The sequence below is a fragment of the Mycobacterium sp. Root265 genome (assembly GCF_001428895.1).
Taxonomy (GTDB): Bacteria; Actinomycetota; Actinomycetes; order Mycobacteriales; family Mycobacteriaceae; genus Mycobacterium.
The window spans coordinates 128150-149685 of sequence record NZ_LMJA01000028.1 but is presented as its reverse complement, the minus strand read 5'-3'; the positions used below and the strand labels follow the sequence as shown (position 1 = coordinate 149685).

Below are 21536 nucleotides of genomic sequence, written 5' to 3'. Positions count from 1 at the left end.
TGACGCTTGACCTGTACACAGTATGTAACCGATCGGTTCGAAAGAACCTTCCCAGCCTTCGGAGGACGCCATGACCGACACCACCCACACTCCAGTACTGGCCGGCCGCCGGGCCCTGGTCACCGGAGCCTCCCGCGGTATCGGAGCCGAGATCGTGCGCCGGCTGGCCGCCGACGGCGCCGCCGTGGCGTTCACCTACAACTCGTCACCGGCACCCGCGGAAGCCCTGGCCGCCGAACTGACCGCCGCCGGCGCGAAGGTGGTGGCCATCCAGGCCGACAGCGCCGACGCAACGGCCACCGCGGCCGCCGTCGACACCACGGTCGCCGAACTGGGCGGTCTCGACATCCTGGTCAACAATGCGGGCGTGGCCTCCGGCGCGCTGATCGAGGACTTCGCACTCGAAGAGTTCGACCGGATCGTGAACATCAACGTGCGCGGCGTATTCGCCGCCACCAAGGCCGCGGTGCCGCACCTGGGCAAGGGCGGCCGCATCATCAACATCGGCAGCGTGAACGCCGACCGTGTTCCGGTGCCCGCCTTCTCGGTGTACGCGTTGTCCAAGGCGGCCGTCGCCGGCTTCACCCGCGGCCTGGCCCGTGAACTGGGCCCGCGCGGTATCACCGTGAACAACATTCAGCCGGGGCCGATCGCCACCGACATGAATCCCGCCGAAGGCCCACTGGCCGACCAGATGACTCCGCTGCTGGCCGTCGGCCACTACGGCCACACCAGCGACGTCGCCAGCGCCGTCGCGTTCCTGGCCTCACCGGACTCCGGCTACATCACCGGCATCGCGTTGAACGTCGACGGTGGCTTCCTGATCTGACAGCCCAGGGATGGCCTAGACCGAACGGCGTTCGCGCTCCTGGGCGAGTTGCGTGCTGACGACGTCGAAGGCCATCCCCTGGTTGTATCCGCGCCGGGCCAGCATGCCCACCAGCCGCCGGGTCACCTTCACCTCGTCATCGAGCTTCTCGCGGCGCAGCCTGGCGGCCACCAACTCCTCGGCCCGCACCCGCCACTCCCCGGCGTCCACGCTGTCGAGCGTTTCGGCGATGAGCTCGGGATCAACCCCCTTGGTCCGCAACTCAGAAGCCAACGCGCGCTTACCTTTTCCAGCATTGGCGCGACGGGTGTGCACCCATTGTTCGGCAAACGCCGCGTCATCGAGCAACCCGACCTCGACGAGCCGGTCGAGCACCCGGGCACTGACGTCGTCGGGGAAACCGCGCTTGGTCAGCTGGGCTTCCAGCTCGGCACGCGTGCGCGCCCGAACGGTGAGCAGGCGAAGGCACACGTCCCGCGCCTGCTCCTCCCGTTTGGGCTCAGCCGGCTTCTCAGAAGTCGACGGGGGCGGGCAGAATGTCATCTTCGGCAGTCAGCACGGCACCGATGCCGAGCTTCTCCTTGATCTTCTTCTCCACCTCGTTGCCCACATCGGGGTTCTCCAGCAAGAACTTCCGGGCATTCTCCTTGCCCTGGCCGAGCTGCTCGCCCTCGTAGGTGAACCACGAGCCGGACTTGCGGATGAACCCGTGCTCGACGCCCATGTCGATGAGCGAGCCCTCGCGGCTGATGCCGTGGCCGTACAGGATGTCGAACTCGGCCTGCTTGAACGGCGGCGACACCTTGTTCTTGACGACCTTGACGCGGGTGCGGTTACCGACGGCGTCGGTTCCGTCCTTGAGGGTCTCGATCCGCCGAACGTCCAGACGCACGGAGGCGTAGAACTTCAGTGCCTTACCGCCCGTGGTGGTCTCGGGCGAGCCGAACATCACGCCGATCTTCTCGCGCAACTGGTTGATGAAGATCGCGGTGGTGTTCGAGTTGCTCAGCGCACCGGTCATCTTGCGCAGCGCCTGGCTCATCAGGCGGGCCTGCAGGCCGACGTGGCTGTCGCCCATCTCGCCCTCGATCTCGGCGCGGGGCACCAGCGCGGCCACCGAGTCGATGACGATGAGGTCGATGGCGCCGGACCGCACCAGCATGTCGGCGATCTCCAGTGCCTGCTCACCGGTGTCGGGCTGACTGACCAGCAGCGCATCGGTATCCACACCGAGCTTCTTGGCGTAGTCCGGGTCCAGTGCATGCTCGGCGTCGATGAACGCGGCGATGCCGCCGGCGGCCTGGGCATTGGCCACCGCGTGCAGTGCGACGGTGGTCTTACCCGAGGATTCCGGGCCGTAGATCTCGACGACGCGGCCGCGCGGCAACCCACCGATGCCGAGCGCGACGTCGAGAGCAATGGAGCCGGTCGGGATGACCGCGATGGGCTGGCGCACCTCGTCGCCGAGTCGCATCACCGAACCCTTGCCGTAATTCTTTTCGATCTGGGCCATCGCCAGTTCGAGTGCTTTGTCGCGATCAGGAGCCTGTGGCGCCATGGGAGTACCTCTCCGGTAGTCGTGCGGTTGACCGGGGTTCCGGTCGGTTGGCTGTCAGGTTAGGACGAGCCACCGACAAGTAATTCTCGGTCGAACGCTCACCAGATTAGCGAACAGGTGTTCGAACGCAAGCAGACACGCCGTTGTATCCCGGCAGGTGCGGGCATATCGTGGGGTCATCCGGCCCGAATCGGGGCAGACATGCACGAGATGGCAATCACCCAGAGCGTCGTCGACGCGGTGTGTGAACACGCCGCAGGCCGACGGGTGCTCAGTGTCAAGGTCGAGATCGGTGCGCTGTGCGCGGTGGTGCCCGACTCGATGCGGTTCTGTTTCGACCTGGCCACCGAAGGCACCGTCGCCGATGGCGCCCGCCTGGATCTCGCCATCCCACCCGGCGCAGCCCATTGCCGCGCCTGCGGCACGCACTTCGCGGTGGTCGATCCCATCCTGCTGTGCCGCTGCGGCAGCGCCGATGTCGAGGTACTGGCCGGACGCGAACTGAAGATCCTCTCGATGGAAGTGAGCTGATATGTGCGCTACCTGCGGCTGCGGCGAAGACACGGCCACCATCACGATGCCCGGTCACGGCCACCCCCATCCCCACGACCACCCGCACGACCATCCACATACCGAGACCGTCTCACTCGAACAGAAGGTGCTGGCGAAGAACGATCAGCTCGCCGGGCAGAACCGGGGCCGGCTTGCCGAACGCGGCATCGTGGCACTCAATGTGACCAGTTCGCCGGGTGCCGGCAAGACGACGCTCTTGGAGCGCACCATCCGTGAGCTGCTGACCACAGGCCGGGCGATCACCGTGATCGAAGGCGATCAGGAAACCCTGCTCGACGCCGAGCGCATTCGGGCCGCGGGCGCACGTGCGGTGCAGATCAACACCGGGGCGGGCTGCCATCTCGACGCGCAGATGGTCCATGATGCGCTGAATTCCCTGGAACCCGAGCCGAATTCGCTGCTGTTCATCGAGAATGTGGGCAATCTGGTCTGCCCGGCATTGTTCGACCTCGGCGAACGCACCATGGTGGTGGTCATATCGGTCACCGAAGGTGCGGACAAGCCGCTGAAGTATCCGCACATGTTCGCTGCTGCAGGTCTGGTCATCGTCAACAAGCTGGATCTACTGCCCCATGTGGACTTCGACCTGGATGTGTTTCAGCACGCGGTCCGCTCGGTTAACCCGGATGTGGATGTGCTGCTGCTGTCGGCGGCCACGGGTGCGGGTATGGCGTCCTGGTATGGGTGGATCGACTCGGCCCGGGACAGCTTGAGCGCACAGCTGCCAATGGGTCACCGGATCCATTGACAAGGCAAACCCCTCGGAGTAGACCGAATAACAGCGCCGCACAACGGGCCGGACGTCGACTCCTGCGGCGGAGGGGACCCAGCTCATCCCCTCAGAAGTTCGACGCAGGGACCCAGCCCGTCCCGGAAAGAACTGCGCCATGCCCACTTCGGCAGCAGTCAAAGCAGAAGAGACGCTGATTCACGTGCTCTGGATCAACGCCGGCCTGAGTTGCGACGGCGATTCCGTGGCGTTGACTGCCGCCACCCAACCCAGCATCGAGGAGATCGCGCTCGGCGCGCTTCCCGGTCTGCCCAAGATCGCCGTGCACTGGCCCCTGATCGACTTCGAGTGCGGACCCAACGGCGGCGCCGACGACTTCCTCGAATGGTTCTTCCGCGCCGACCGGGGTGAACTGGAGCCGTTCGTGCTGGTCGTGGAGGGATCGATCCCCAACGAACAACTGCATGCCGACGGCTATTGGTGCGGGTTCGGCAACGACCCCGCAACCGGACAACCGATGACGACCAGCGAATGGCTGGATCGGTTGGCCCCCAAGGCGACCGCAGTGGTCGCCGTGGGCACCTGCGCGACCTACGGGGGTATCCATGCGATGGCCGGTAACCCCACCGGGGCAATGGGAGTACCCGACTACCTCGGCTGGGAGTGGAAGAGCAAGGCCGGTATCCCCATCGTCTGCGTCCCGGGCTGCCCGATCCAGCCGGACAACCTGTCGGAGACGCTGACCTATCTGCTGTACATGGCCACCGACCAGGCACCGATGATTCCGCTCGACGAGGCACTGCGGCCCAAATGGCTGTTCGGCGCCACGGTGCACGAGGGCTGTGATCGGGCCGGATACTACGAACAGGGCGACTTCGCCCACGAATACGGTTCACCCAAATGCATTGTCAAACTTGGCTGTTGGGGCCCGGTCGTGAAATGCAACGTGCCGAAGCGAGGCTGGATCAACGGTATCGGCGGCTGCCCGAACGTCGGCGGAATCTGCATCGGCTGCACCATGCCGGGGTTCCCGGACAAGTTCATGCCGTTCATGGACGAGCCCCCGGGCGGCAAGGTCTCCACCGCGGCGTCGGGCGTGTACGGGTCGGTCGTCCGCAGCCTGCGACATATCACCGAACACACCCTGGACCGGGAACCACGCTGGCGGCACCGGGGCACAACGCTCGAAACGGGAGCGACCCGCACCTGGTAGGTGCCGTCTAGGGAGCGAAGTCCATGACAACGACCATTCCGGAACCGTCACAGGTGAAGCGCGAACCCGGCCAGCTGGTGGAGATGGCCTGGGACCCGATCACCCGGATCGTCGGCAGCCTGGGCATCTACACCAAGATCGATTTCGAGAACCGTGAGGTGGTGGAATGCCACAGCACGTCGTCGATCTTCCGCGGCTACTCGATCTTCATGAAGGGCAAGGATCCGCGCGACGCCCACTTCATCACCAGCCGCATCTGCGGGATCTGCGGTGACAACCACGCCACCTGTTCGTGCTACTGCCAGAACATGGCCTACGGCGTGAAGCCGCCACATCTCGGTGAATGGATCGTCAACCTCGGCGAGGCGGCCGAATACATGTTCGACCACAACATCTTTCAGGAGAATCTGGTCGGGGTCGACTACTGCGAGAAGATGGTCGCCGAGACCAATCCGAGCGTACTGGCCAAGGCCGAGAACACGCGCGCGCCGAACTCGGATGCACACGGCTATCGGACCATCGCCGACATCATGCGCTCACTCAACCCGTTCACCGGAGAGTTCTACCGCGAGGCGCTGCAGGTCAGCCGCTGGACACGAGAGATGTTCTGCCTGATGGAAGGCCGGCACGTCCATCCGTCCACGCTGTACCCCGGCGGTGTCGGCACCGTCGCCACCATCCAGTTGATGACCGACTACATGACCCGGCTGATGCGCTATGTCGAGTTCATGAAGAAGGTCGTCCCCATGCACGACGACCTGTTCGACTTCTTCTATGAGGCACTACCCGGGTACGAGCAGGTCGGGCTACGCCGCACGCTGCTCGGCTGCTGGGGTTCCTTCCAGGACCCCGAGGTGTGCAACTTCGCCTACAAGGACATGGAGCGCTGGGGCGACGCGATGTTCGTGACCCCGGGTGTGGTGGTCGACGGCAAGCTGGTCACCCACTCGCTGGTGGACATCAATCTCGGAATCCGGATCCTCTTGGGCAGTTCGTATTACGACGACTGGACCGACCAGGAGACGTTCGTGCACAACGATCCGCTGGGTAACCCGGTGGACCGCCGGCACCCATGGAACCAGCACACCAACCCGCACCCGCAGAAGCGGGACATGGAAGACAAGTACAGCTGGGTGATGTCACCGCGCTGGTTCGACGGCAAGGACCACCTCGCACTGGACACCGGAGGCGGTCCGCTGGCCAGGCTGTGGTCGACCGCGCTGGCCGGACTGGTCGACATCGGCTACGTCAAGTCGACCGGGCACAGCGTGCAGATCAACCTGCCCAAGACCATCCTCAAGGGACCGGTCGAGCTGGAATGGAAGATCCCCCGGCACGGCAGCAACACCATCGAACGCAACCGTGCCCGTACCTACTTCCAGGCCTACGCGGCCGCCGCCGCACTGCATTTCGCCGAGAAGGCCCTCGTCGAGATCCGCGCAGGCCGCACCAAGACCTGGGAAAAGTTCGACGTGCCCGATGAAGCCATCGGCTGCGGGTTCACCGAGGCCGTGCGCGGCGTGCTGAGCCATCACATGGTGATCCGCGACGGCAAGATCGCCAACTACCATCCGTATCCACCGACACCGTGGAACGCCAATCCCCGGGACAGCTACGGCACCCCGGGCCCCTACGAGGACGCGGTACAGGGTCAGCCCATCTTCGAGGAGAACGACCGGGAGCATTTCAAGGGCATCGACATCATGCGCACGGTGCGAAGCTTCGACCCGTGCCTGCCCTGCGGTGTGCACATGTACCTGGGCAACGGAAAATCCTTGGAGCGGTTGCACTCCCCCACCCAGTCCGCCACCGGGGACTAACCGATGGGTCCGCCTGGATTGTCACACCCCGAGGTAACCCAGGACGACGCGCATTGGCGCACGGCGGGCGACCGGATACAGACGTTGCTCGACGCCAGCGCGGCCGGCGGAACCACGGCACGCACCCGCGCGGAACAGTTGGTCGGTGAGGTGACCGACCTGTACGGTGTTGCACTGCAACATATCCTGACATTGACCACCGCCGCGCACCCCACGCTCACCGAGGATTTCGCCGCCGACGACCTGATCGCCAGCCTGCTGCTCGTGCATGGGCTCCATCCACATGACATCACCCGACGCGTCGAGGATGCCCTGGCCGGGGTCCGGCCTTATCTCGGCTCCCACGGTGGCGACGTCACCCTGCTCGGCATCGACGACGGTCCCGACGGTGCGACTGTCCGGTTACAGTTCGCGGGCAGCTGCAAAAGTTGCCCCTCCTCGGCGATCACACTGGAACTCACCGTCGAGGACGCCATCGGCGCGGCAGCCCCGGAAGTCACCCGAATCGACGTGGTGCCCGCCGACGCCGCACCGGCAGCCGGGGTGATCCCGGCGGAGTCACTGCTGAGCCGCATCCACCGCAACGGCCAGCCAGCGACCGTCTGGCATCCGGCGCCCGGGCTCGCCGACCTCATGCCGGGTGAGGTCGGTGGCTTCCGGATCGGCACCGCGAACCTGTTGGTCTGCCGGGTCGGTGACGAGTTGTTCGCCTACCGGGACCGATGCGGGCACTGTGGCGACTCGCTGGCGGGCGCCGCACTGCACCGCCGGTTGGGTTCCGCCGGCCCCGTGTTGCGCTGCCCCCTCTGCCATGCGCACTTCGACATCGTTCATGCCGGGGCAGGTATCGACACGGCAGTGCATCTCGAGCCGGTACCGCTGCTGGTACGCGACGGCGTGCTGTCCATCGCGGGTGTGCCATGACCGGCGCCTACGATGTGCTGGCGCGGATCCGCGCCAACCGCTCGGAGCCCGCCGCGGCCGGCGAACGCTGCGAGATGTGCTCGGAACAGATCGCCGACGAACATCAGCATGTGGTCAATCTCGAAGGCCGGCAACTGATGTGTGTGTGCCGCGGCTGCTACCTGTTGTTCACCGATGACCGGGCCACACTGCGCTACCGCGCGGTGCCGGACCGGTACCTCGCCTTCCCGGACTTCGCGCTCGGCCGGCGCGAATGGGACCTGTTGCAGATCCCGGTGGGGCTGGCGTTCTTCTTCTGCAACTCCGCTCTCGGCCGGACTGTGGCGTTCTATCCCGGTCCGGCCGGCGCCACGGAATCCGAACTGGACCTGACCTCCTGGGAGCAGATCCGCGCCGCGGACCCGCGGGTCGACCTGCTCTGCGACGACACCGAGGCGCTCATCATGCGGGTGCCGGACGAGCACGACGGACCGCCCGAGTGTTTCCTGGTGCCCGTCGACGCCTGCTATGAGTTCGTCGGCCGATTACGGCTGCTGTGGCACGGATTCGACGGTGGCCAGCAGGTGCGCCGATTTCTCGACGAGTTCTTCGACCGCATCGGCACCCGCAGCAAGGTGGTCGTGCCGTGAGTGACGTGACGTTCGCGGTGCTCGCGGTGGCTCCCGAGCCCTACGCGGTCACACCGCTGCTGATGGCACGGCTCGGGATCGCGGCCATCGGTGACGAGCCGGTGCACGCCATCGCGCTGCGCTGCCAGGTGCGTATCGAACCGCTGCGCCGCGGCTATACCGACGACGAGGCGGCCGCCCTGCTGGACCTGTTCGGCAGCAGGGAGCGGTGGAGCACGACCCAGCACACCTTCCTGTGGCAGCACACCAGCGCCATGGTGCCCGGATTCGTGGGCGCCACGCAGGTGGAGCTGCCGCTGGTCTGCACCTACGATTTCGAGGTCACAGCGGCCAAGTATCTCCACGCCCTGCGGGACGGCAGCATCCCACTGCAGTTCCTGTTCAGCGGGACGGTCTTCACGAAGGGCCGCAACAATTTCGCCGTCCAGCAGATCCCGTGGGACCGCGAGGACCGCTACGACATGCCCGTCTCGGTATGGCGTCACCTCATCGAGCTTCACTTCCCGAACACCGGCTGGGTGCGGCTGAACCATGACACCGTCGATGCCCTCGTCGCCTACAAGTCCGCGCACGGCATGCTGGGATTGGACGACGCGGTGACCGCGCTGCTGGACCCCGCCGAGGACTACCGATGAACGCCGTCAGCGACCGGGTCAGGGCCATCGCCGACGCGGTGCTCTACGAGGGTTACCTGCTCTACCCCTATCGGGCGACATCGGGAAAGAACCAGTCCCGCTGGCAGTTCGGGGTGGTTGGCCCGCCGCAGGCCGCAGACCGCGGCGTCGGCGAGGACGACACGCTCGCCACCGAGCTGCTGATGCGGCCCGCGCCTGATGCGTCGTTCAGCATCGTGGTGCGGTTCCTGCAGTTGCAGCACCGTGCGGTCCAGCGTGAGGTGGACGGCGGGTTCACGCCGGTCGGTGAGCTGACCGTGGCCGACCGGACCTGGCTCACCTGGGACGAGGCGGTCGAGTGCGAGGTGTCGTCGGGACCGTTCGACGCACTCGCCGCCACCCAGACGGTTCCGCTCGTCGTGGCCGGCGGCCGTGACACCGAGCGGGTTCCCGGCGGCCGGTTGGTCCGGACCCGCGAGGAGTTGCGCGCCGAACTGACGGTGCGGACCGAACCGGCGGACGGCCTGCGGCGAATCATGCTGTCCGTTCGCAATGTCGGCGCGCCTCCGGCCAACAAGCAACACGCCATCGCCACCTCCCTGATCGGCACCCACCTGATCGCACGGGCCCACGGCGGTGAGTTCGTCTCGCTACTGGAGCCGCCGGCCTGGGCCGCCGATGCGGTGGGCCGCTGCCGGCAACACCGCTGCTTCCCGGTGCTGGCCGGTCCGCCCGGCGATACGTCCGTCGTGCTGGTGTCGCCGATCATCCTCTACGACCACCCCGAGATCGCCGAACAGAGCCACGGGGCCCTCTACGACTCGACCGAGATCGACGAGATCCTGACACTGCGGGTGATGACCATGACCGACGACGAGAAGGCCCAGGCCCGAGCCACCGATCCGCTGGCTGCACAGCTCATCGACCGATGCGACGCGATGTCACCGGAGGCCCTGCTGAACCTGCACGGCGTGCTCCGTGACCCGCATGCCGAAACCCCGGGTCTGATACCGGAGGTCCCCGACGGAGTGGATTGGTGGGATCCCCTGGCGGACAGTGCCGTCGACCCCGGCAACGACGCGGTACTGGTGAACGGGGTGCGGCTGAGCCGCGACAGCCGGGTCCGGCTGCGGCCGTCGCGGCGCGCCGACGCACAGGACATCTTCTTCGCCGACCGGATCGCGCGCGTCACCTCGGTGCACGAGACCGTGGACGGTGACCGGCAGATCGGAGTCGTGCTCGAGGACGACCCGGCCGCCGACCTGCACGACTGGTACGGCCGCTATCTGTACTTCGCACCCGACGAAGTCGAACCGCTGATCGAAGGGAACCCGAAATGGAAGTAGTGGGATGGGTGGCCGTGGCGGCCGCCGCGGTGGTGGTGATTGCCGGAGCAGTGCTCGGACTTCGTTCGATCCCGGATGCACGACGCTATGTGCGCATACGGCGGATGTGACGGAGGCGCCGTCACGCCACAGATTCTGGTGGCCGGGATCGGCAACATCTTTCTCGGTGACGACGGGTTCGGGTCCGCGGTGCTGCGCCATGTCCGCTGCGACCACGCGGGTGTGCGTCCGGTCGACTATGGCATCCGGGGTATGCACCTGGCCTATGACCTGCTCGACGGATGGGACGCGGTGGTCCTTGTCGACGCACTACCCAATCGCGGCGCACCGGGGACCGTGCATGTCTTCGAGGCCGATCACGAATCACTTTCGGCAGCCGTGGGTCTGGATGCACATGCGATGGATCCCGCCACGGTGTTCGCCAGCCTCACTGCGCTCGGCGGCACCGCACCGCGCACGGTGGTCGTCGGTTGCGAGGCCGGCAGCACCGATGACGGTATCGGTCTGTCCCCACCGGTGGCCGCCGCCGTTGCGACCGCGGTCGATGCCGTCGAACGCGTCATCGCCGAGTTGGTGGGCTGAACGATGTGTCTGGGGATACCGGGTCGAGTCATCGGGATGCTCGACGGCTACGGCGATCAGCTTGCACTCGTCGACGTGGCCGGTGAGGCGCGCAAGGTGAACATCGGCATGCTGCCCGGGGAAACCTTCGGTCCCGGCGACTGGGTGATCATCCACATGGGCTTCGTGCTCGAGAAGACCGACGCGGCAGGGGCTGCCGCGGCGCTGCACGGCCTGAAACTGATGGGCAGCGGCGAATGACCCGCCGGCGGCTGCGTGTCTGCGTGCACGGCGTGGTCCAAGGCGTCGGATTCCGGCCGTTCGTCTACACCACCGCGGCCACACTGGGCCTGGCCGGATCGGTGTGCAACGACAGTTCTGGGGCGGTCATCGATGTGGAAGGCGACGCCGACGACATCGGGGAGTTCCTGGACCGGCTGCGGGACCGACCGCCGCCGCTGGCCGTCGTCGAAACGCTTCAGACGCAGGACCTTCCGCTGCGCGGGGGTACCGGTTTCGCGATCGCGGACACGTCCCGATCCGACGGGGGCCGCACCCTGGTGTCCCCCGATGTGGCGATGTGCACCGACTGCGCCGCCGAACAACGGGATCCCGCCGACCGGCGGTACCGGCATGCCTTCGTCAACTGCACCAACTGCGGCCCGCGATTCACCATCATCGCGTCGCTGCCCTACGACCGCGCCGCGACCACCATGGCCGCGTTCCCGATGTGTGCCGAATGCGCGCGAGAGTACGCCGACCCCGGCGACCGTCGTTTTCATGCCCAGCCGGTCTGCTGCCCAGGCTGCGGACCGACGCTGAGCTTTCACGACGGTGACGGTCATCGCGCAGACGGTGAGGTGGGTCTGCGGGAGGCGCGAAAGCTGTTGCGTCGTGGCGGGATCCTCGCCGTCAAGGGTATCGGCGGCTATCACCTCGCCTGCGACGCGGCCAACGGCTCGGCGGTGGGCGACCTGCGTACCCGAAAACGCCGCGGTGACAAACCGTTCGCGGTGATGGTCGCCGATCTGGCGGCCGGGCGCACGATCGTCGACGTAAACACTGCAGCCGAACGGATACTGACCGGTCCGCAACGCCCGATAGTGCTGCTGCCGCGCCGGCCCGCAGCCGCGGTCGCCGACAACGTGGCGCCATATCTCCCCGACCTCGGCGTGATGCTGGCCTACACACCGCTGCATACACTGTTGTTCGGGCTGCCTGATGACGAGCCGGGACCCGCCGTGCTGGTGATGACATCGGGAAACCTGGGCGGTGAGCCGATCTGTTTCACCGATGACGATGCCGTGAACCGACTCGCGCCGCTCGCCGACGGCTGGCTGGCGCACGACCGGTCGATCCTGGTGCCCTGCGACGACTCGGTGGTCCGGGTGCTGGGAGAGCTCCAGATACCGTTGCGCCGCTCCCGCGGTTACGCCCCACTCCCGGTGGCACTGCCGGTCTCCGTTCCACCGACCCTGGCGGTGGGGGCCGATCTGAAGAACACATTGGCCGTCGCCGAGGGAAGATATGCCTGGTTGAGTCAGCACATCGGCGACATGGACGATCTGGCGACGCTGAACGCATTCGATGCGGCGCAACGCCATCTGCGGGCGTTGACCGGCGTCACTCCCGAAGTCATGGTGGCCGATGCGCATCCCGGCTACCGGTCGACCGCGTGGGCGCGCCGCCACGCCGCGGGACGGCCGGTGCGGACCGTTCAGCACCACCATGCCCACATCGCGGCGGTGATGGCCGAGCACGGCCTGGACGGTACCGCGCAGGTACTCGGATTCGCCTTCGACGGAACCGGTTACGGCCCAGACGGCGCCATCTGGGGCGGCGAGGTGCTCCTCGCCGATTACAAGGGCTACCGACGGGTGGCCCAGCTGCGATACGTGCCACTGGCCGGCGGTGATGTCAGCGTGCTGCGCCCGTACCGGATGGCCATGACGCACCTGTGGGCTGCAGGCCTGCCCTGGGACCACGACCTGGCCCCGGTGCGGGCCTGCCCGCAGGACGAACGCGACGTGCTCGCTCATCAGGTGCAGACCGGACTCGGATGCGTTCAGACCTCCAGCATGGGCCGGCTGTTCGATGCGGTGTCCGCCCTGGTCGGGCTGCGCCAGGTGGTGGACTACGAGGCCCAGGCCGCGATCGAACTCGAGGGAATTTCTCGCGGTATCGACTGCGACACAACCAGTTATCGCTTCTCGATCGCGGCAGGCCACCCTGTCGTCATCGATCCGGCCCCGGTGCTGGCCGCCGTCGTCGCCGACACCCGGGCCGGTGTCCCCGCCGGCATGATCGGCGCACGGTTCCACCGGTCGGTCGCCGACCTGATCGTGGATCTGGCGCTGCGCACACCAGGCGCCTCACCCACCATCGCGCTCTCCGGAGGTGTGTTCCAGAACGCGCTCCTGCTGGGGCTCACCCTGGATGCATTGGCCGCGAAAGGTTTCGACACCATCACGCATCGCCACGTGCCGCCGAACGATGGCGGTATCGCCCTCGGTCAGCTGCTGGTGGGGAACTCGATTTGAGAGATGGAGGACACCCATGTGTTTGGCGGTTCCAGGAAAGATCCTGAGTCTGGCCGACCGGGACGGCACCCTGATGTCACTTGTCGATTTCGGCGGCATCCAGAAGGACGTGTGCCTGCAGTACATCCCCGATGCGGCCGTCGGTGAGTATGTCGTCGTCCATGTCGGATTTGCGATCCAGCGCCTCGATGAGGAGTCCGCGAAAAGGACGCTGGCCGAATTCGAGCATCTCGGCGTGCTCAAGGAGGAGTTCGGTGACGGATTCGAGATCGCGGCAAGACAGGCGGGAGTGACGTCATGAAGTACCTGGATGAATTCAGCAACCCCGAGCTGGCCGGTAAGCTCGTCGAGCAGATCCGCACCGCCACCAGCCGACGCTGGTCGATCATGGAAGTCTGTGGCGGGCAGACACATTCGATCATTCGACACGGTATCGACCAGCTGCTTCCCGACGAGATCGAGATGATCCACGGCCCCGGCTGCCCGGTGTGCGTGACTCCGCTGGAGATGATCGACAAGGCGCTGGAGATCGCCGCCCGGCCCGAGGTGATCTTCTGCTCATTCGGCGACATGCTGCGGGTACCGGGCAGCGCAAAGGATTTGTTCCGAGTGAAGAGCGAGGGCGGTGACGTCCGGGTGGTGTACTCCCCGCTGGACGCGCTGACCGTCGCCCGCGAGAACCCCGATCGGCAGGTGGTGTTCTTCGGTATCGGATTCGAGACCACTGCACCCGCCAACGCCATGACGGTGTACCAGGCCGATCGGCTCGGCATCAGAAACTTCTCGCTACTGGTGTCACATGTGCTGGTTCCCCCCGCCATCGCCGCCATCATGGAATCGCCGACGTGCAGGGTGCAGGCGTTTCTCGCGGCCGGGCACGTCTGCTGCGTGATGGGCACCGGCGAGTACCCGGCGCTCACCGAGAAGTACCGGATCCCGATCGTGGTCACCGGGTTCGAGCCGCTGGACATCCTGGAAGGTATCCGGCGCACGGTGATCCAGCTGGAATCCGGTCGCCACGAACTGGAGAACGCCTATCCGCGCGCGGTGCAGTCCCAGGGCAATGTCGCCGCCCAGGCAATGCTGGCAGACGTCTTCGAGGTCACCGACCGCACGTGGCGCGGAATCGGCATGATTCCGCGCAGCGGTTGGCGCCTGGCGCCCGCCTACCGGGATTTCGATGCCGAGCACCGGTTCTCGGTCACCGGAATCCACACTGCCGAGTCGGCGATCTGCCAGTCCGGCAAGGTGTTACAGGGCCTCATCAAACCGCATGAGTGCGCAGCCTTCGGCCGCGAATGCACCCCGCGTAATCCCCTGGGCGCGACGATGGTCTCGTCCGAAGGGGCCTGTGCCGCGTACTACCTGTACCGGCGACTCGAGGTGACCCATGCCTGACCTGTCCATCGACCTCGAGTCGTGGGTGTGCCCGGCACCGCTGCGCGACGCACCGAACATCGTCATGGGGCACGGTGGCGGCGGAGCGATGTCGGCCGAGTTGATCGAGCACCTGTTCCTGCCGGCCTTCGGAACCGCCGCCGACGCCGCGATGGGTGACGCGGCGGTGATCGAGGTCGGCGGTACCCGGCTGGCATTCTCCACCGACTCGTTTGTCGTCAAGCCGCTGACGTTTCCCGGTGGAAGCATCGGGGACCTGGCGGTCAACGGGACCGTGAACGATCTCGCCATGGCGGGCGCGCGCCCGCTGGTCCTGTCGACGGCGTTCATCCTGGAGGAGGGCACCGCCCTGCAGGACATCGCCCACGTGGCGCACGCGCTCGGTACCGCCGCGCTGGCGGCCGGCGTGAAACTGGTGACCGGTGACACCAAGGTCGTCGACTCCGGCCACGGTGATGGCGTGTTCATCAACACTGCCGGGATCGGCATCGTCGACGACCGCGCCGATATCCGTCCGCAGCGCGCGGCGCCCGATGACGTGGTGATCATCAGCGGCGATATCGGCGTGCACGGGATAGCGGTGATGAGCTGCCGCGAAGGGCTGGCGTTCGCGACCACCGTGACCAGCGACACCGCGCCCCTGCACGGTCTGGTGGCGACCATGCTGGACACCGGCGCGGACCTGCACGTCCTGCGTGATCCGACACGCGGCGGGGTGGCCTCGACGCTGAACGAAATCGCGAAGGCCGCGCAGGTGGGCGTCGCACTCGATGAGCGCACCTTCCCGATCCCGGCTGACGTACGCGACGCCTGCGGGTTGCTCGGCCTGGATCCGCTGCAGGTGGCCAATGAGGGCAAGTTGCTGGCGTTCGTGCCGCCCGGCGATGCCGATCGGGTGCTGGCCGCAATGCGCGACCATCCGCTCGGCGCACGTGCCGCGGTGATAGGCCGCTGCGTGCCCGAGCATCCGGGCATCGTGGTCGCGCGGACCGCGCTCGGCGGCACCAGGGTGGTGGACCTGCCGGTCGGTGAGCAACTGCCCAGGATCTGCTGAATGACCACCACTCAGGTGCCGGCCGGACACGCGTTGTTCGCGCGGTATGCCTACCCACCGAACGAACTCGGCTACTGCGGCCCCACAGATCCGGCGGTGCTGCTGCGCGCCGACGACGCCGCCGCCATCAGCGCGCACGCGACGGGCTTCGATGGCGTCTGGCCGTACCTGCGGGCCATCGCCGACGCCGCGGGATGCGATGACCCACTCGACGAGGACGTCGTCCGCAGCTACTGGGTGGGAAGCGACCTGCTGCTCCGGGTCGATCCCGACGGACTGTTGCGCCGACTGCGCATCGCCTTCGGTGGCCAGGTCACCGGGCTGCTGCCGGACCTGACCGATCAGCGCGGTGTGCTGGCGCACCACAGCTTTCACGTTTTCGCCGTCTACCCGTGGGTGCGGTTCCTGGACCGTGACCCGGTGATCCCCCTTCGCGTCATGCAGAACTGCCGTATCCGCTGGGGAACGGTCGAATCCATCGCGGGTGAGCACGTGACGATCAGCTCACGACCCGTCGGTTACGGTGCGGGCAGGCTGGCTCTGGACAGCGCGCGTCCCGAACGGGTGCGGTGGACGAGGGACGGTACATCGCTATCGGGGGCACCCGAGCCCGGTGACATCGTCACCGCCCATTGGGACTGGGTGTGCGGCACACTCGACGACTCCGGCCGCCGGGCGCTGACGGCGGCCACGCAGTCGACGCTGGATCTGGTGAACACGATCATCGGGTCCGGATGACTCACCACTCGTCGCGCGGAACATCGAAGTCTGCACACAATGCCCGCCACACGGTCCGTGGCTCGACCCCGGCCTCGATGGCCTGGGCGGCGGTGCGCCCGTCCAGCACGCTCAGCACGTGATCGACGAGCACCGACGCCCCGTAGGCGGCACCGAACAGACCGGTGACGCGTTCGTTGAACTCGGTGATGCGCACGCCGACAACCTACCGAGTCGCCGCCGGCGCGTCATGGCACACCCGTACCGGATCGGCCACCTCGCCCGCGCCGGCCCTGGCCCGGCCGGCGGCGGCGCGATAGGCCGGGTCCGCCAGCACCGCGCCCACCGCGGCGGTCAGCGCCTCGGCCGTCAACGGCCGGATCAGCCTTCCACTTCCTTGCCGCACAACGCGATTGGCGATCTCCCATTGATCGCCCCCGCCGGGCACCGTCACCAGTGGCACACCGTGCAGCAGTGATTTGGCCACGATGCCGTGGCCTCCCCCGCACACCAGCACATCCGCCTTGTCCAGCAGTTCGTCCTGACGCCCGAGGCCGACGACCGCCCAGTGCGGCACCTCCATGTGCGCACCGGCCAGCCGCGACACCGCCACCCGCAACCCGGCGGGCAATCCCCGCCCGGGCCCCAGCGCCGTCAGCGCCAGTTCGGCCAGGCCGGTGGTACCGGTGCTCGCCGTCGACGGCGCCACCACCACCAGCGGCCCCGGCCCGGGTGGGGGTGTCAGCACCGCTTCGGTGGGCTCGAAGTGCAGCGGCCCGACGACGACGGCCTCGGCCGGCCAGTCCGGTCGGGGCACCTCGAGTGCGGGCAGAGTCGCGATCAGCCGCCGCAGCGGTCCCGGATCCCGCGCGGGCAACCCGATGCTCAGGCGCGCCGCGGCCCGGTCCCGGTCTCCGGCCCGGATGGAACGTGCGGTGAGTGCCCGCATCACCGCGTCGCGGGCCCGGCCACGCAGGCCGACGCCCGGCGCCAGCCCGCTGCCCAGCGGGGGCAATCCCTTCGACGGCAGGTACAGCGGGTGCGGGACGACCTCGATCCACGGCAGGCCGAGCAGTTCGGCGGTCATCCCGCCACAGGCGGTGATCACATCGGAGCACACGAGATCGACTGCCAGCGCTTGGATCACGGGTACGTTCAGGACCGCCATCCGGGCGGCCCGCTGATGGATCTTGGCCCCGGCATCGCCGTCGTCATCGCCGACCTCGAGGTCGAGACCCTCGAGCAGAACCGCGTCCACGCCGGCCGCCCGGGCGGTATCGAGCCACTTCCGGCCGGTCAGCAGCGTCGCGGTATCGCCGGCCGCCAGGAATTTCAGGCACAGCGCGATCGCCGGGAACGCATGTCCGGGATCGGGCCCGGCGACCACCGCGATTTTCATGAGAAGGCGACCCGCACGCGCTCACCCTGCCACAGCCCGAACGCTCTACCCTGTGGGGTATGACCGACCAGGTATCGCCCACCAGCACCGAAGCCGACAACATCGCGACGGTGGAGAAGTTTCTGTTCTCGCTGCGCGGACCCGATCTGGATACCGCCGGCGAACTAATCGACGAGAACCTCGTCTATCAGAACGTCGGATTCCCGACCATCCGGGGCAGGCAGCGCACCCTCAAGGTGTTCAAGTCGCTCGACCGGCCGGGCTTCGCCTTCGACGTGGCGATCCACCGCACCGCCGCCGACGGCGCCGTGGTCCTCAATGAGCGCACCGACGTGCTCGCGTTCGGCCCGGTCCGCCTGCAGTTCTGGGTGTGCGGGGTGTTCGAGGTGCACGACGGCCGCATCACGCTGTGGCGCGACTACTTCGACCAGTTCGACTTCGCCAAGGCGATCGTGCGAGGTCTGGTGGGAGCGGTCATCCCGTCGCTGCGCCCCACGCTGTGAGCAGGACCAAACCCAGCTTCTTCCAGCTGGTCGGCTACTGCCTGGGTAAGCGGCTGCCCGATTCGATGCTGGATTGGGTGCGCAACGACCTGGCCGGGCCGGGAGCCACCCGGCGGCTGATGCTGCGGGTGCTGATCCCGGCGGTGCTGATCCTCGCGCCGTTCTGGCTGATCCCGACGACGCTCTACGTGCACCTGAGCATGACGGTGCCGATCCTGATCCCGTTCGTCTACTTCTCGCATGCGCTGAACAAGATCTGGCGCCGGCACATGTTGCGGGTGCACGGCCTGGACCCGTCGCTGGTCGACGCGCTGGCCCGCAAGCGCGACGCCGCCAAGCACCAGTCCTATATCGATCGGTTCGGGCCCCGCCCGGATTCCGCGGAGCTGGGCACCCACGACATCTGACGTCTAGGCGCCGCGCAGCTGTCCCAACTCGCTGTAGGCCTGCGCCCAGCCCTGCAGCCGATCGGTCGCATTGACGAGCTCGTCGCGGTAGCGCCGGCCGGCCAGCGGATTGTTCGCACCCGCATTCACCGAGGACACCAACTGCGCTGCAGCGGTGACCATTTCGTCGTACTGGCGGGCGCCCTGGTGCAGCTGCACGGTGAACGCCTGGATGGTGGGTGTCAGATGGGCCCGCGACTGCGGGGACGCCGCGGCCGCCCGCTCCATCGCGACCACCTCGTTGGCGGTCACCGCCATGGTGGCGGCCGTCTGCCCGGCCGTGTCCGCGATCTCGCGCAGTTCCGCGGCGGGCAGCAGCCGGCCGCGTTCGAGCACACCCAGCAGCGAGAACAGGCCCCGTTCCGAGGACGCCAGGGCGGCCATCGGTTTACGGGCCGCCGACCCGAAGGGCGGCATCCGGCGGGCCGTCGGCCCGACCGGCAGTGGTTCGGCGCGCAGCCAGCGGTAGCGCAGGAACAGCAGCGTCGCCGGAAAGGCGGCGCCGGCGGCGATCACGCCGGTGACGATGAGTGCCCAGACCGGGGTGCTCCAGGACGCCAGCACCGCGGTGACCAGGATCCAGAACAGGCTGCTGACACCGAAGAACACTGCCAGCCGCAGCGCCCACCGGCGCTTGCGCAGCAACTTGGCGCGCGGATCGGCCAGGGCGGCGAGCTTCTGGGCGAGCACACCGGAGAACTCGGCAGCGGTGTCGATACCGCCCTGCACGCCACGCTCGGCCAGCGCTCGCCAGCCGCGCGGGCGCCCTGCTCTCGGATTCGTCGCCATGTCCAAACCTATTGCTGGAGGGGGTTTTCGGGTGCAGCGGCGGGCGGATTGGCGGCCGGCGTGGCGGGCGTGGTGGCCCCACCGGACGGCAGCGCGTCACCGCGCATGGACGCACGGATCTGCTCGAGGCGGGAGTGTCCGGCCATCTGCACACTGGCGGACTGGACTTCCATCATCCGGCCCTGCACCGAGTTCTGCGCCAGCTCGGTGGCGCCCATCGCGTTGGCGTAGCGACGTTCGATCTTCTCGCGCACCTCGTCGAGGTTGGGCGTGGTGCCCGGCGCGGCGATCTCGCTCATCGACCGCAGCGAGGCGCTGACCTGCTCCTGCATCTTGGCCTGCTCCAGCTGGCTGAGCAGCTTGGTGCGCTCGGCGATCTTCTGCTGCAGCACCATCGCGTTCTGCTCGACGGCCTTCTTGGCCTGTCCGGCGGCTTGCAGCGACTGGTCATGCAGGGACTTGAGGTCTTCGACACTCTGCTCGGCGGTCACCAGCTGGGCCGCGAACGCCTCGGCGGCGTTGGTGTATTCGGTGGCCTTGGCGGCGTCGCCGGTGCCGGCGGCCTGATCTGCCAGCGTCAGAGCCTGGCGGACATTGGCCTGCAGCTTCTCGATATCGGCGAGCTGACGGTTGAGCCGCATCTCCAGCTGACGCTGGTTGCCGATGACCTGGGCGGCCTGCTGGGTCAGCCCCTGGTGCTGGCGCTGAGCATCCTCGATGGCCTGCTGAATCTGCACCTTCGGGTCGGCGTATTCGTCGACCTTCGAGCTGAACAGCGCCATGAGGTATTTCCACGCCTTGACGAACGGATTGGCCATGGGTTCATTCCGCCTTACATAAGTTCGAGTGTGCGCACTACTGCAGTGGGAACTTCTTTGGGTGCCAACCTATCGGTTCAGCACCCGGTCAGGCCACCGCCATGGACACAACCTGCGGAATCACGACCTTGGTGGTGGCGTCGATACCGGTGACGCCGCCCTCTTGTCGGGCCATCTGCTCACCGGCAGTGAAGAGCACGCGCGACATCGGGATGTCGAGGGCGTCGCAGATGGCGCTGAGCAGCTCGCTGGAGGCCTCTTTCCGGCCACGTTCCACTTCGGACAGGTAGCCCAGGCTGACCCGCGCGGAATCGGACACCTCACGCAGGGTGCGACCCTGAGTCGTCCGGGCTTCGCGCAGCACGTCGCCGATCACCTCGCGCATCAGTGTCGTCATACAAGGATCAACGCCACCGGGTGGCCGCTGGTTCCCGAATCCCTCAGGTTGCCGGGCGGGTCCGGGAGTCACGCGCCGCCGAGACGACGTAGTCCACCCCGGTGAGCACCGTCAGCAGCACCGCCAGCAACATGATCGCCATGGCCACGGTGAGCCAGGCACCCGATATCGGCAGGATGAACAGGCCGATCGCCACGGCCTGGACCAGCGTTTTCAGCTTGCCGCCCCGGCTGGCCGGGATGACTCCGTGCCGCAGCACCACCAGCCGCAGCACGGTGACGCCGATCTCGCGCACCATGATGACCCCGGTGATCCACCAGGGCAGATCGCCGAGCATCGACAGCCCGATCAGCGCGGACCCGATGAGAAGTTTGTCCGCGATCGGATCGGCGAGTTTCCCGAACTCGGTGACCATGCCGTAGGCCCGCGCCAGGGCCCCGTCGAAATGGTCGGTGATGACGGCCACCGCGAAGACCACGAAAGCGGTTGTTCGCCAGAATGTCTGATGACCGTCCCCGACGAACAGCGCCACCACGAACACCGGGACGAGCAGGAACCGGATGCCGGTCAACAGGTTGGCGACGTTCGCGACGGACGCCCGGGGCACCACTGGATCGGTATCTGATTGGCCCGGCACCGCAACAGAATATCGGTAGCGCGAACCGATACTCTCGCTGC

At 67.2% G+C, this 21536-nt stretch carries 27 protein-coding genes; 19 read left to right on the top strand and 8 right to left on the bottom strand.

Annotated features, from left to right (window positions below; genetic code table 11):
• The first annotated feature begins 70 nt into the window (after positions 1 to 70).
• Entirely contained in the window at positions 71 to 829 is a 759-nt protein-coding gene (locus ASE48_RS19330) for an SDR family oxidoreductase (protein ID WP_057168768.1), read from the top strand.
• A 15-nt stretch (positions 830 to 844) separates the two neighbouring features.
• On the opposite strand, the gene recX is transcribed toward ASE48_RS19330, so the two are convergent.
• Positions 845 to 1372: a recombination regulator RecX gene (recX, locus tag ASE48_RS19325; protein WP_057168767.1), complete on the bottom strand. Its 528-nt coding sequence runs from the start codon at positions 1370 to 1372 to the stop codon at positions 845 to 847.
• Positions 1341 to 2387, bottom strand: a complete 1047-nt coding sequence (gene recA / locus ASE48_RS19320) for a recombinase RecA (RefSeq protein WP_057168766.1) — start codon at positions 2385 to 2387, stop codon at positions 1341 to 1343. The genes recX and recA overlap by 32 nt, the downstream gene beginning before the upstream one ends.
• Positions 2388 to 2588: 201 nt before the next feature.
• Between recA and ASE48_RS19315 the strand changes: the two genes are divergently transcribed.
• The 16 genes from ASE48_RS19315 to ASE48_RS19245 all read left to right on the top strand — a co-directional run bounded on the left by ASE48_RS19315 (position 2589) and on the right by ASE48_RS19245 (position 16527).
• Positions 2589 to 2918 (top strand): hydrogenase maturation nickel metallochaperone HypA/HybF, encoded by a 330-nt coding sequence (locus ASE48_RS19315; RefSeq protein ID WP_057168765.1) that lies wholly within the window; start codon positions 2589 to 2591, stop codon positions 2916 to 2918.
• A gap of 1 nt (position 2919) precedes the next feature.
• Complete coding sequence (gene hypB, locus ASE48_RS19310; protein WP_057168764.1) at positions 2920 to 3708, top strand: hydrogenase nickel incorporation protein HypB; 789 nt, start codon at positions 2920 to 2922, stop codon at positions 3706 to 3708.
• Positions 3709 to 3847: 139 nt separating this feature from the next.
• Positions 3848 to 4903, top strand: a complete 1056-nt coding sequence (locus ASE48_RS19305; protein ID WP_057168763.1) for a hydrogenase expression protein HypE — start codon at positions 3848 to 3850, stop codon at positions 4901 to 4903.
• Positions 4904 to 4926: 23 nt separating this feature from the next.
• Positions 4927 to 6723 (top strand): nickel-dependent hydrogenase large subunit, encoded by a 1797-nt coding sequence (locus tag ASE48_RS19300; protein WP_057168762.1) that lies wholly within the window; start codon positions 4927 to 4929, stop codon positions 6721 to 6723.
• Between the two features lie 3 nt (positions 6724 to 6726).
• Positions 6727 to 7647 (top strand): NifU family protein, encoded by a 921-nt coding sequence (locus ASE48_RS19295; RefSeq protein WP_057168761.1) that lies wholly within the window; start codon positions 6727 to 6729, stop codon positions 7645 to 7647.
• The gene (locus ASE48_RS19290) at positions 7644 to 8276 is read left to right on the top strand and encodes a DUF5947 family protein (protein ID WP_057168760.1); all 633 of its coding nucleotides are present in this window, start codon (positions 7644 to 7646) and stop codon (positions 8274 to 8276) included. The genes ASE48_RS19295 and ASE48_RS19290 overlap by 4 nt, the downstream gene beginning before the upstream one ends.
• The gene (locus tag ASE48_RS19285; RefSeq protein WP_057168759.1) at positions 8273 to 8911 is read left to right on the top strand and encodes a DUF6084 family protein; all 639 of its coding nucleotides are present in this window, start codon (positions 8273 to 8275) and stop codon (positions 8909 to 8911) included. The genes ASE48_RS19290 and ASE48_RS19285 overlap by 4 nt, the downstream gene beginning before the upstream one ends.
• Positions 8908 to 10236 carry a hypothetical protein gene (locus tag ASE48_RS19280; RefSeq protein WP_057168758.1) on the top strand — a complete coding sequence of 443 codons (1329 nt, stop codon included), beginning with the start codon at positions 8908 to 8910 and terminating at the stop codon, positions 10234 to 10236. Before ASE48_RS19285 ends, ASE48_RS19280 begins: the two co-directional genes overlap by 4 nt.
• Positions 10227 to 10346, top strand: coding sequence for a DUF6893 family small protein (locus ASE48_RS33840; protein ID WP_442928739.1), 120 nt, complete (start codon positions 10227 to 10229; stop codon positions 10344 to 10346). The genes ASE48_RS19280 and ASE48_RS33840 overlap by 10 nt, the downstream gene beginning before the upstream one ends.
• On the top strand, positions 10324 to 10818 hold the full coding sequence (locus ASE48_RS19275; protein ID WP_057168757.1) for a hydrogenase maturation protease: 495 nt from the start codon (positions 10324 to 10326) through the stop codon (positions 10816 to 10818). Before ASE48_RS33840 ends, ASE48_RS19275 begins: the two co-directional genes overlap by 23 nt.
• Before the next feature lie 3 nt (positions 10819 to 10821).
• On the top strand, positions 10822 to 11058 hold the full coding sequence (locus ASE48_RS19270; protein WP_057168756.1) for a HypC/HybG/HupF family hydrogenase formation chaperone: 237 nt from the start codon (positions 10822 to 10824) through the stop codon (positions 11056 to 11058).
• Positions 11055 to 13337: a carbamoyltransferase HypF gene (gene hypF, locus ASE48_RS19265; RefSeq protein ID WP_057168755.1), complete on the top strand. Its 2283-nt coding sequence runs from the start codon at positions 11055 to 11057 to the stop codon at positions 13335 to 13337. The genes ASE48_RS19270 and hypF overlap by 4 nt, the downstream gene beginning before the upstream one ends.
• Positions 13338 to 13353: 16 nt before the next feature.
• On the top strand, positions 13354 to 13638 hold the full coding sequence (locus tag ASE48_RS19260; protein ID WP_057168754.1) for a HypC/HybG/HupF family hydrogenase formation chaperone: 285 nt from the start codon (positions 13354 to 13356) through the stop codon (positions 13636 to 13638).
• Positions 13635 to 14735, top strand: coding sequence for a hydrogenase formation protein HypD (hypD, locus tag ASE48_RS19255; RefSeq protein WP_057168753.1), 1101 nt, complete (start codon positions 13635 to 13637; stop codon positions 14733 to 14735). Before ASE48_RS19260 ends, hypD begins: the two co-directional genes overlap by 4 nt.
• Positions 14728 to 15789 (top strand): hydrogenase expression/formation protein HypE, encoded by a 1062-nt coding sequence (hypE, locus tag ASE48_RS19250; RefSeq protein WP_057168752.1) that lies wholly within the window; start codon positions 14728 to 14730, stop codon positions 15787 to 15789. Before hypD ends, hypE begins: the two co-directional genes overlap by 8 nt.
• Positions 15790 to 16527, top strand: coding sequence for a DUF6390 family protein (locus ASE48_RS19245; protein ID WP_057168751.1), 738 nt, complete (start codon positions 15790 to 15792; stop codon positions 16525 to 16527).
• Position 16528: 1 nt separating this feature from the next.
• Here the strand turns inward: ASE48_RS19245 and ASE48_RS19240 are convergent, their stop codons facing one another.
• Both ASE48_RS19240 and ASE48_RS19235 read right to left on the bottom strand, forming a co-directional pair.
• Entirely contained in the window at positions 16529 to 16723 is a 195-nt protein-coding gene (locus ASE48_RS19240) for a DUF3046 domain-containing protein (protein WP_057168750.1), read from the bottom strand.
• Positions 16724 to 16732: 9 nt separating this feature from the next.
• Entirely contained in the window at positions 16733 to 17905 is a 1173-nt protein-coding gene (locus tag ASE48_RS19235) for a glycosyltransferase (protein ID WP_057168749.1), read from the bottom strand.
• A 59-nt stretch (positions 17906 to 17964) separates the two neighbouring features.
• Here ASE48_RS19235 and ASE48_RS19230 point away from each other — a divergent pair, with 59 nt between their 5' ends.
• Together ASE48_RS19230 and ASE48_RS19225 are read left to right on the top strand one after the other, a co-directional pair.
• Positions 17965 to 18408, top strand: coding sequence for a limonene-1,2-epoxide hydrolase family protein (locus ASE48_RS19230; protein ID WP_057168748.1), 444 nt, complete (start codon positions 17965 to 17967; stop codon positions 18406 to 18408).
• Complete coding sequence (locus ASE48_RS19225; protein ID WP_057168747.1) at positions 18405 to 18815, top strand: DUF5313 domain-containing protein; 411 nt, start codon at positions 18405 to 18407, stop codon at positions 18813 to 18815. The genes ASE48_RS19230 and ASE48_RS19225 overlap by 4 nt, the downstream gene beginning before the upstream one ends.
• A 3-nt stretch (positions 18816 to 18818) precedes the next feature.
• On the opposite strand, the gene pspM is transcribed toward ASE48_RS19225, so the two are convergent.
• The 4 genes from pspM to pgsA all read right to left on the bottom strand — a co-directional run bounded on the left by pspM (position 18819) and on the right by pgsA (position 21495).
• The gene (gene pspM, locus ASE48_RS19220; protein WP_057168746.1) at positions 18819 to 19643 is read right to left on the bottom strand and encodes a phage shock envelope stress response protein PspM; all 825 of its coding nucleotides are present in this window, start codon (positions 19641 to 19643) and stop codon (positions 18819 to 18821) included.
• 8 nt (positions 19644 to 19651) lie between these two features.
• Complete coding sequence (pspA, locus tag ASE48_RS19215; RefSeq protein ID WP_057168745.1) at positions 19652 to 20461, bottom strand: phage shock protein PspA; 810 nt, start codon at positions 20459 to 20461, stop codon at positions 19652 to 19654.
• Between the two features lie 88 nt (positions 20462 to 20549).
• Entirely contained in the window at positions 20550 to 20858 is a 309-nt protein-coding gene (clgR, locus tag ASE48_RS19210) for a transcriptional regulator ClgR (RefSeq protein WP_057168744.1), read from the bottom strand.
• 43 nt (positions 20859 to 20901) lie between these two features.
• A complete protein-coding gene (gene pgsA / locus ASE48_RS19205) occupies positions 20902 to 21495 on the bottom strand; it encodes a CDP-diacylglycerol--glycerol-3-phosphate 3-phosphatidyltransferase (RefSeq protein WP_057168743.1) in 594 nt (197 codons plus the stop codon).
• Between the last annotated feature and the right edge of the window lie 41 nt (positions 21496 to 21536).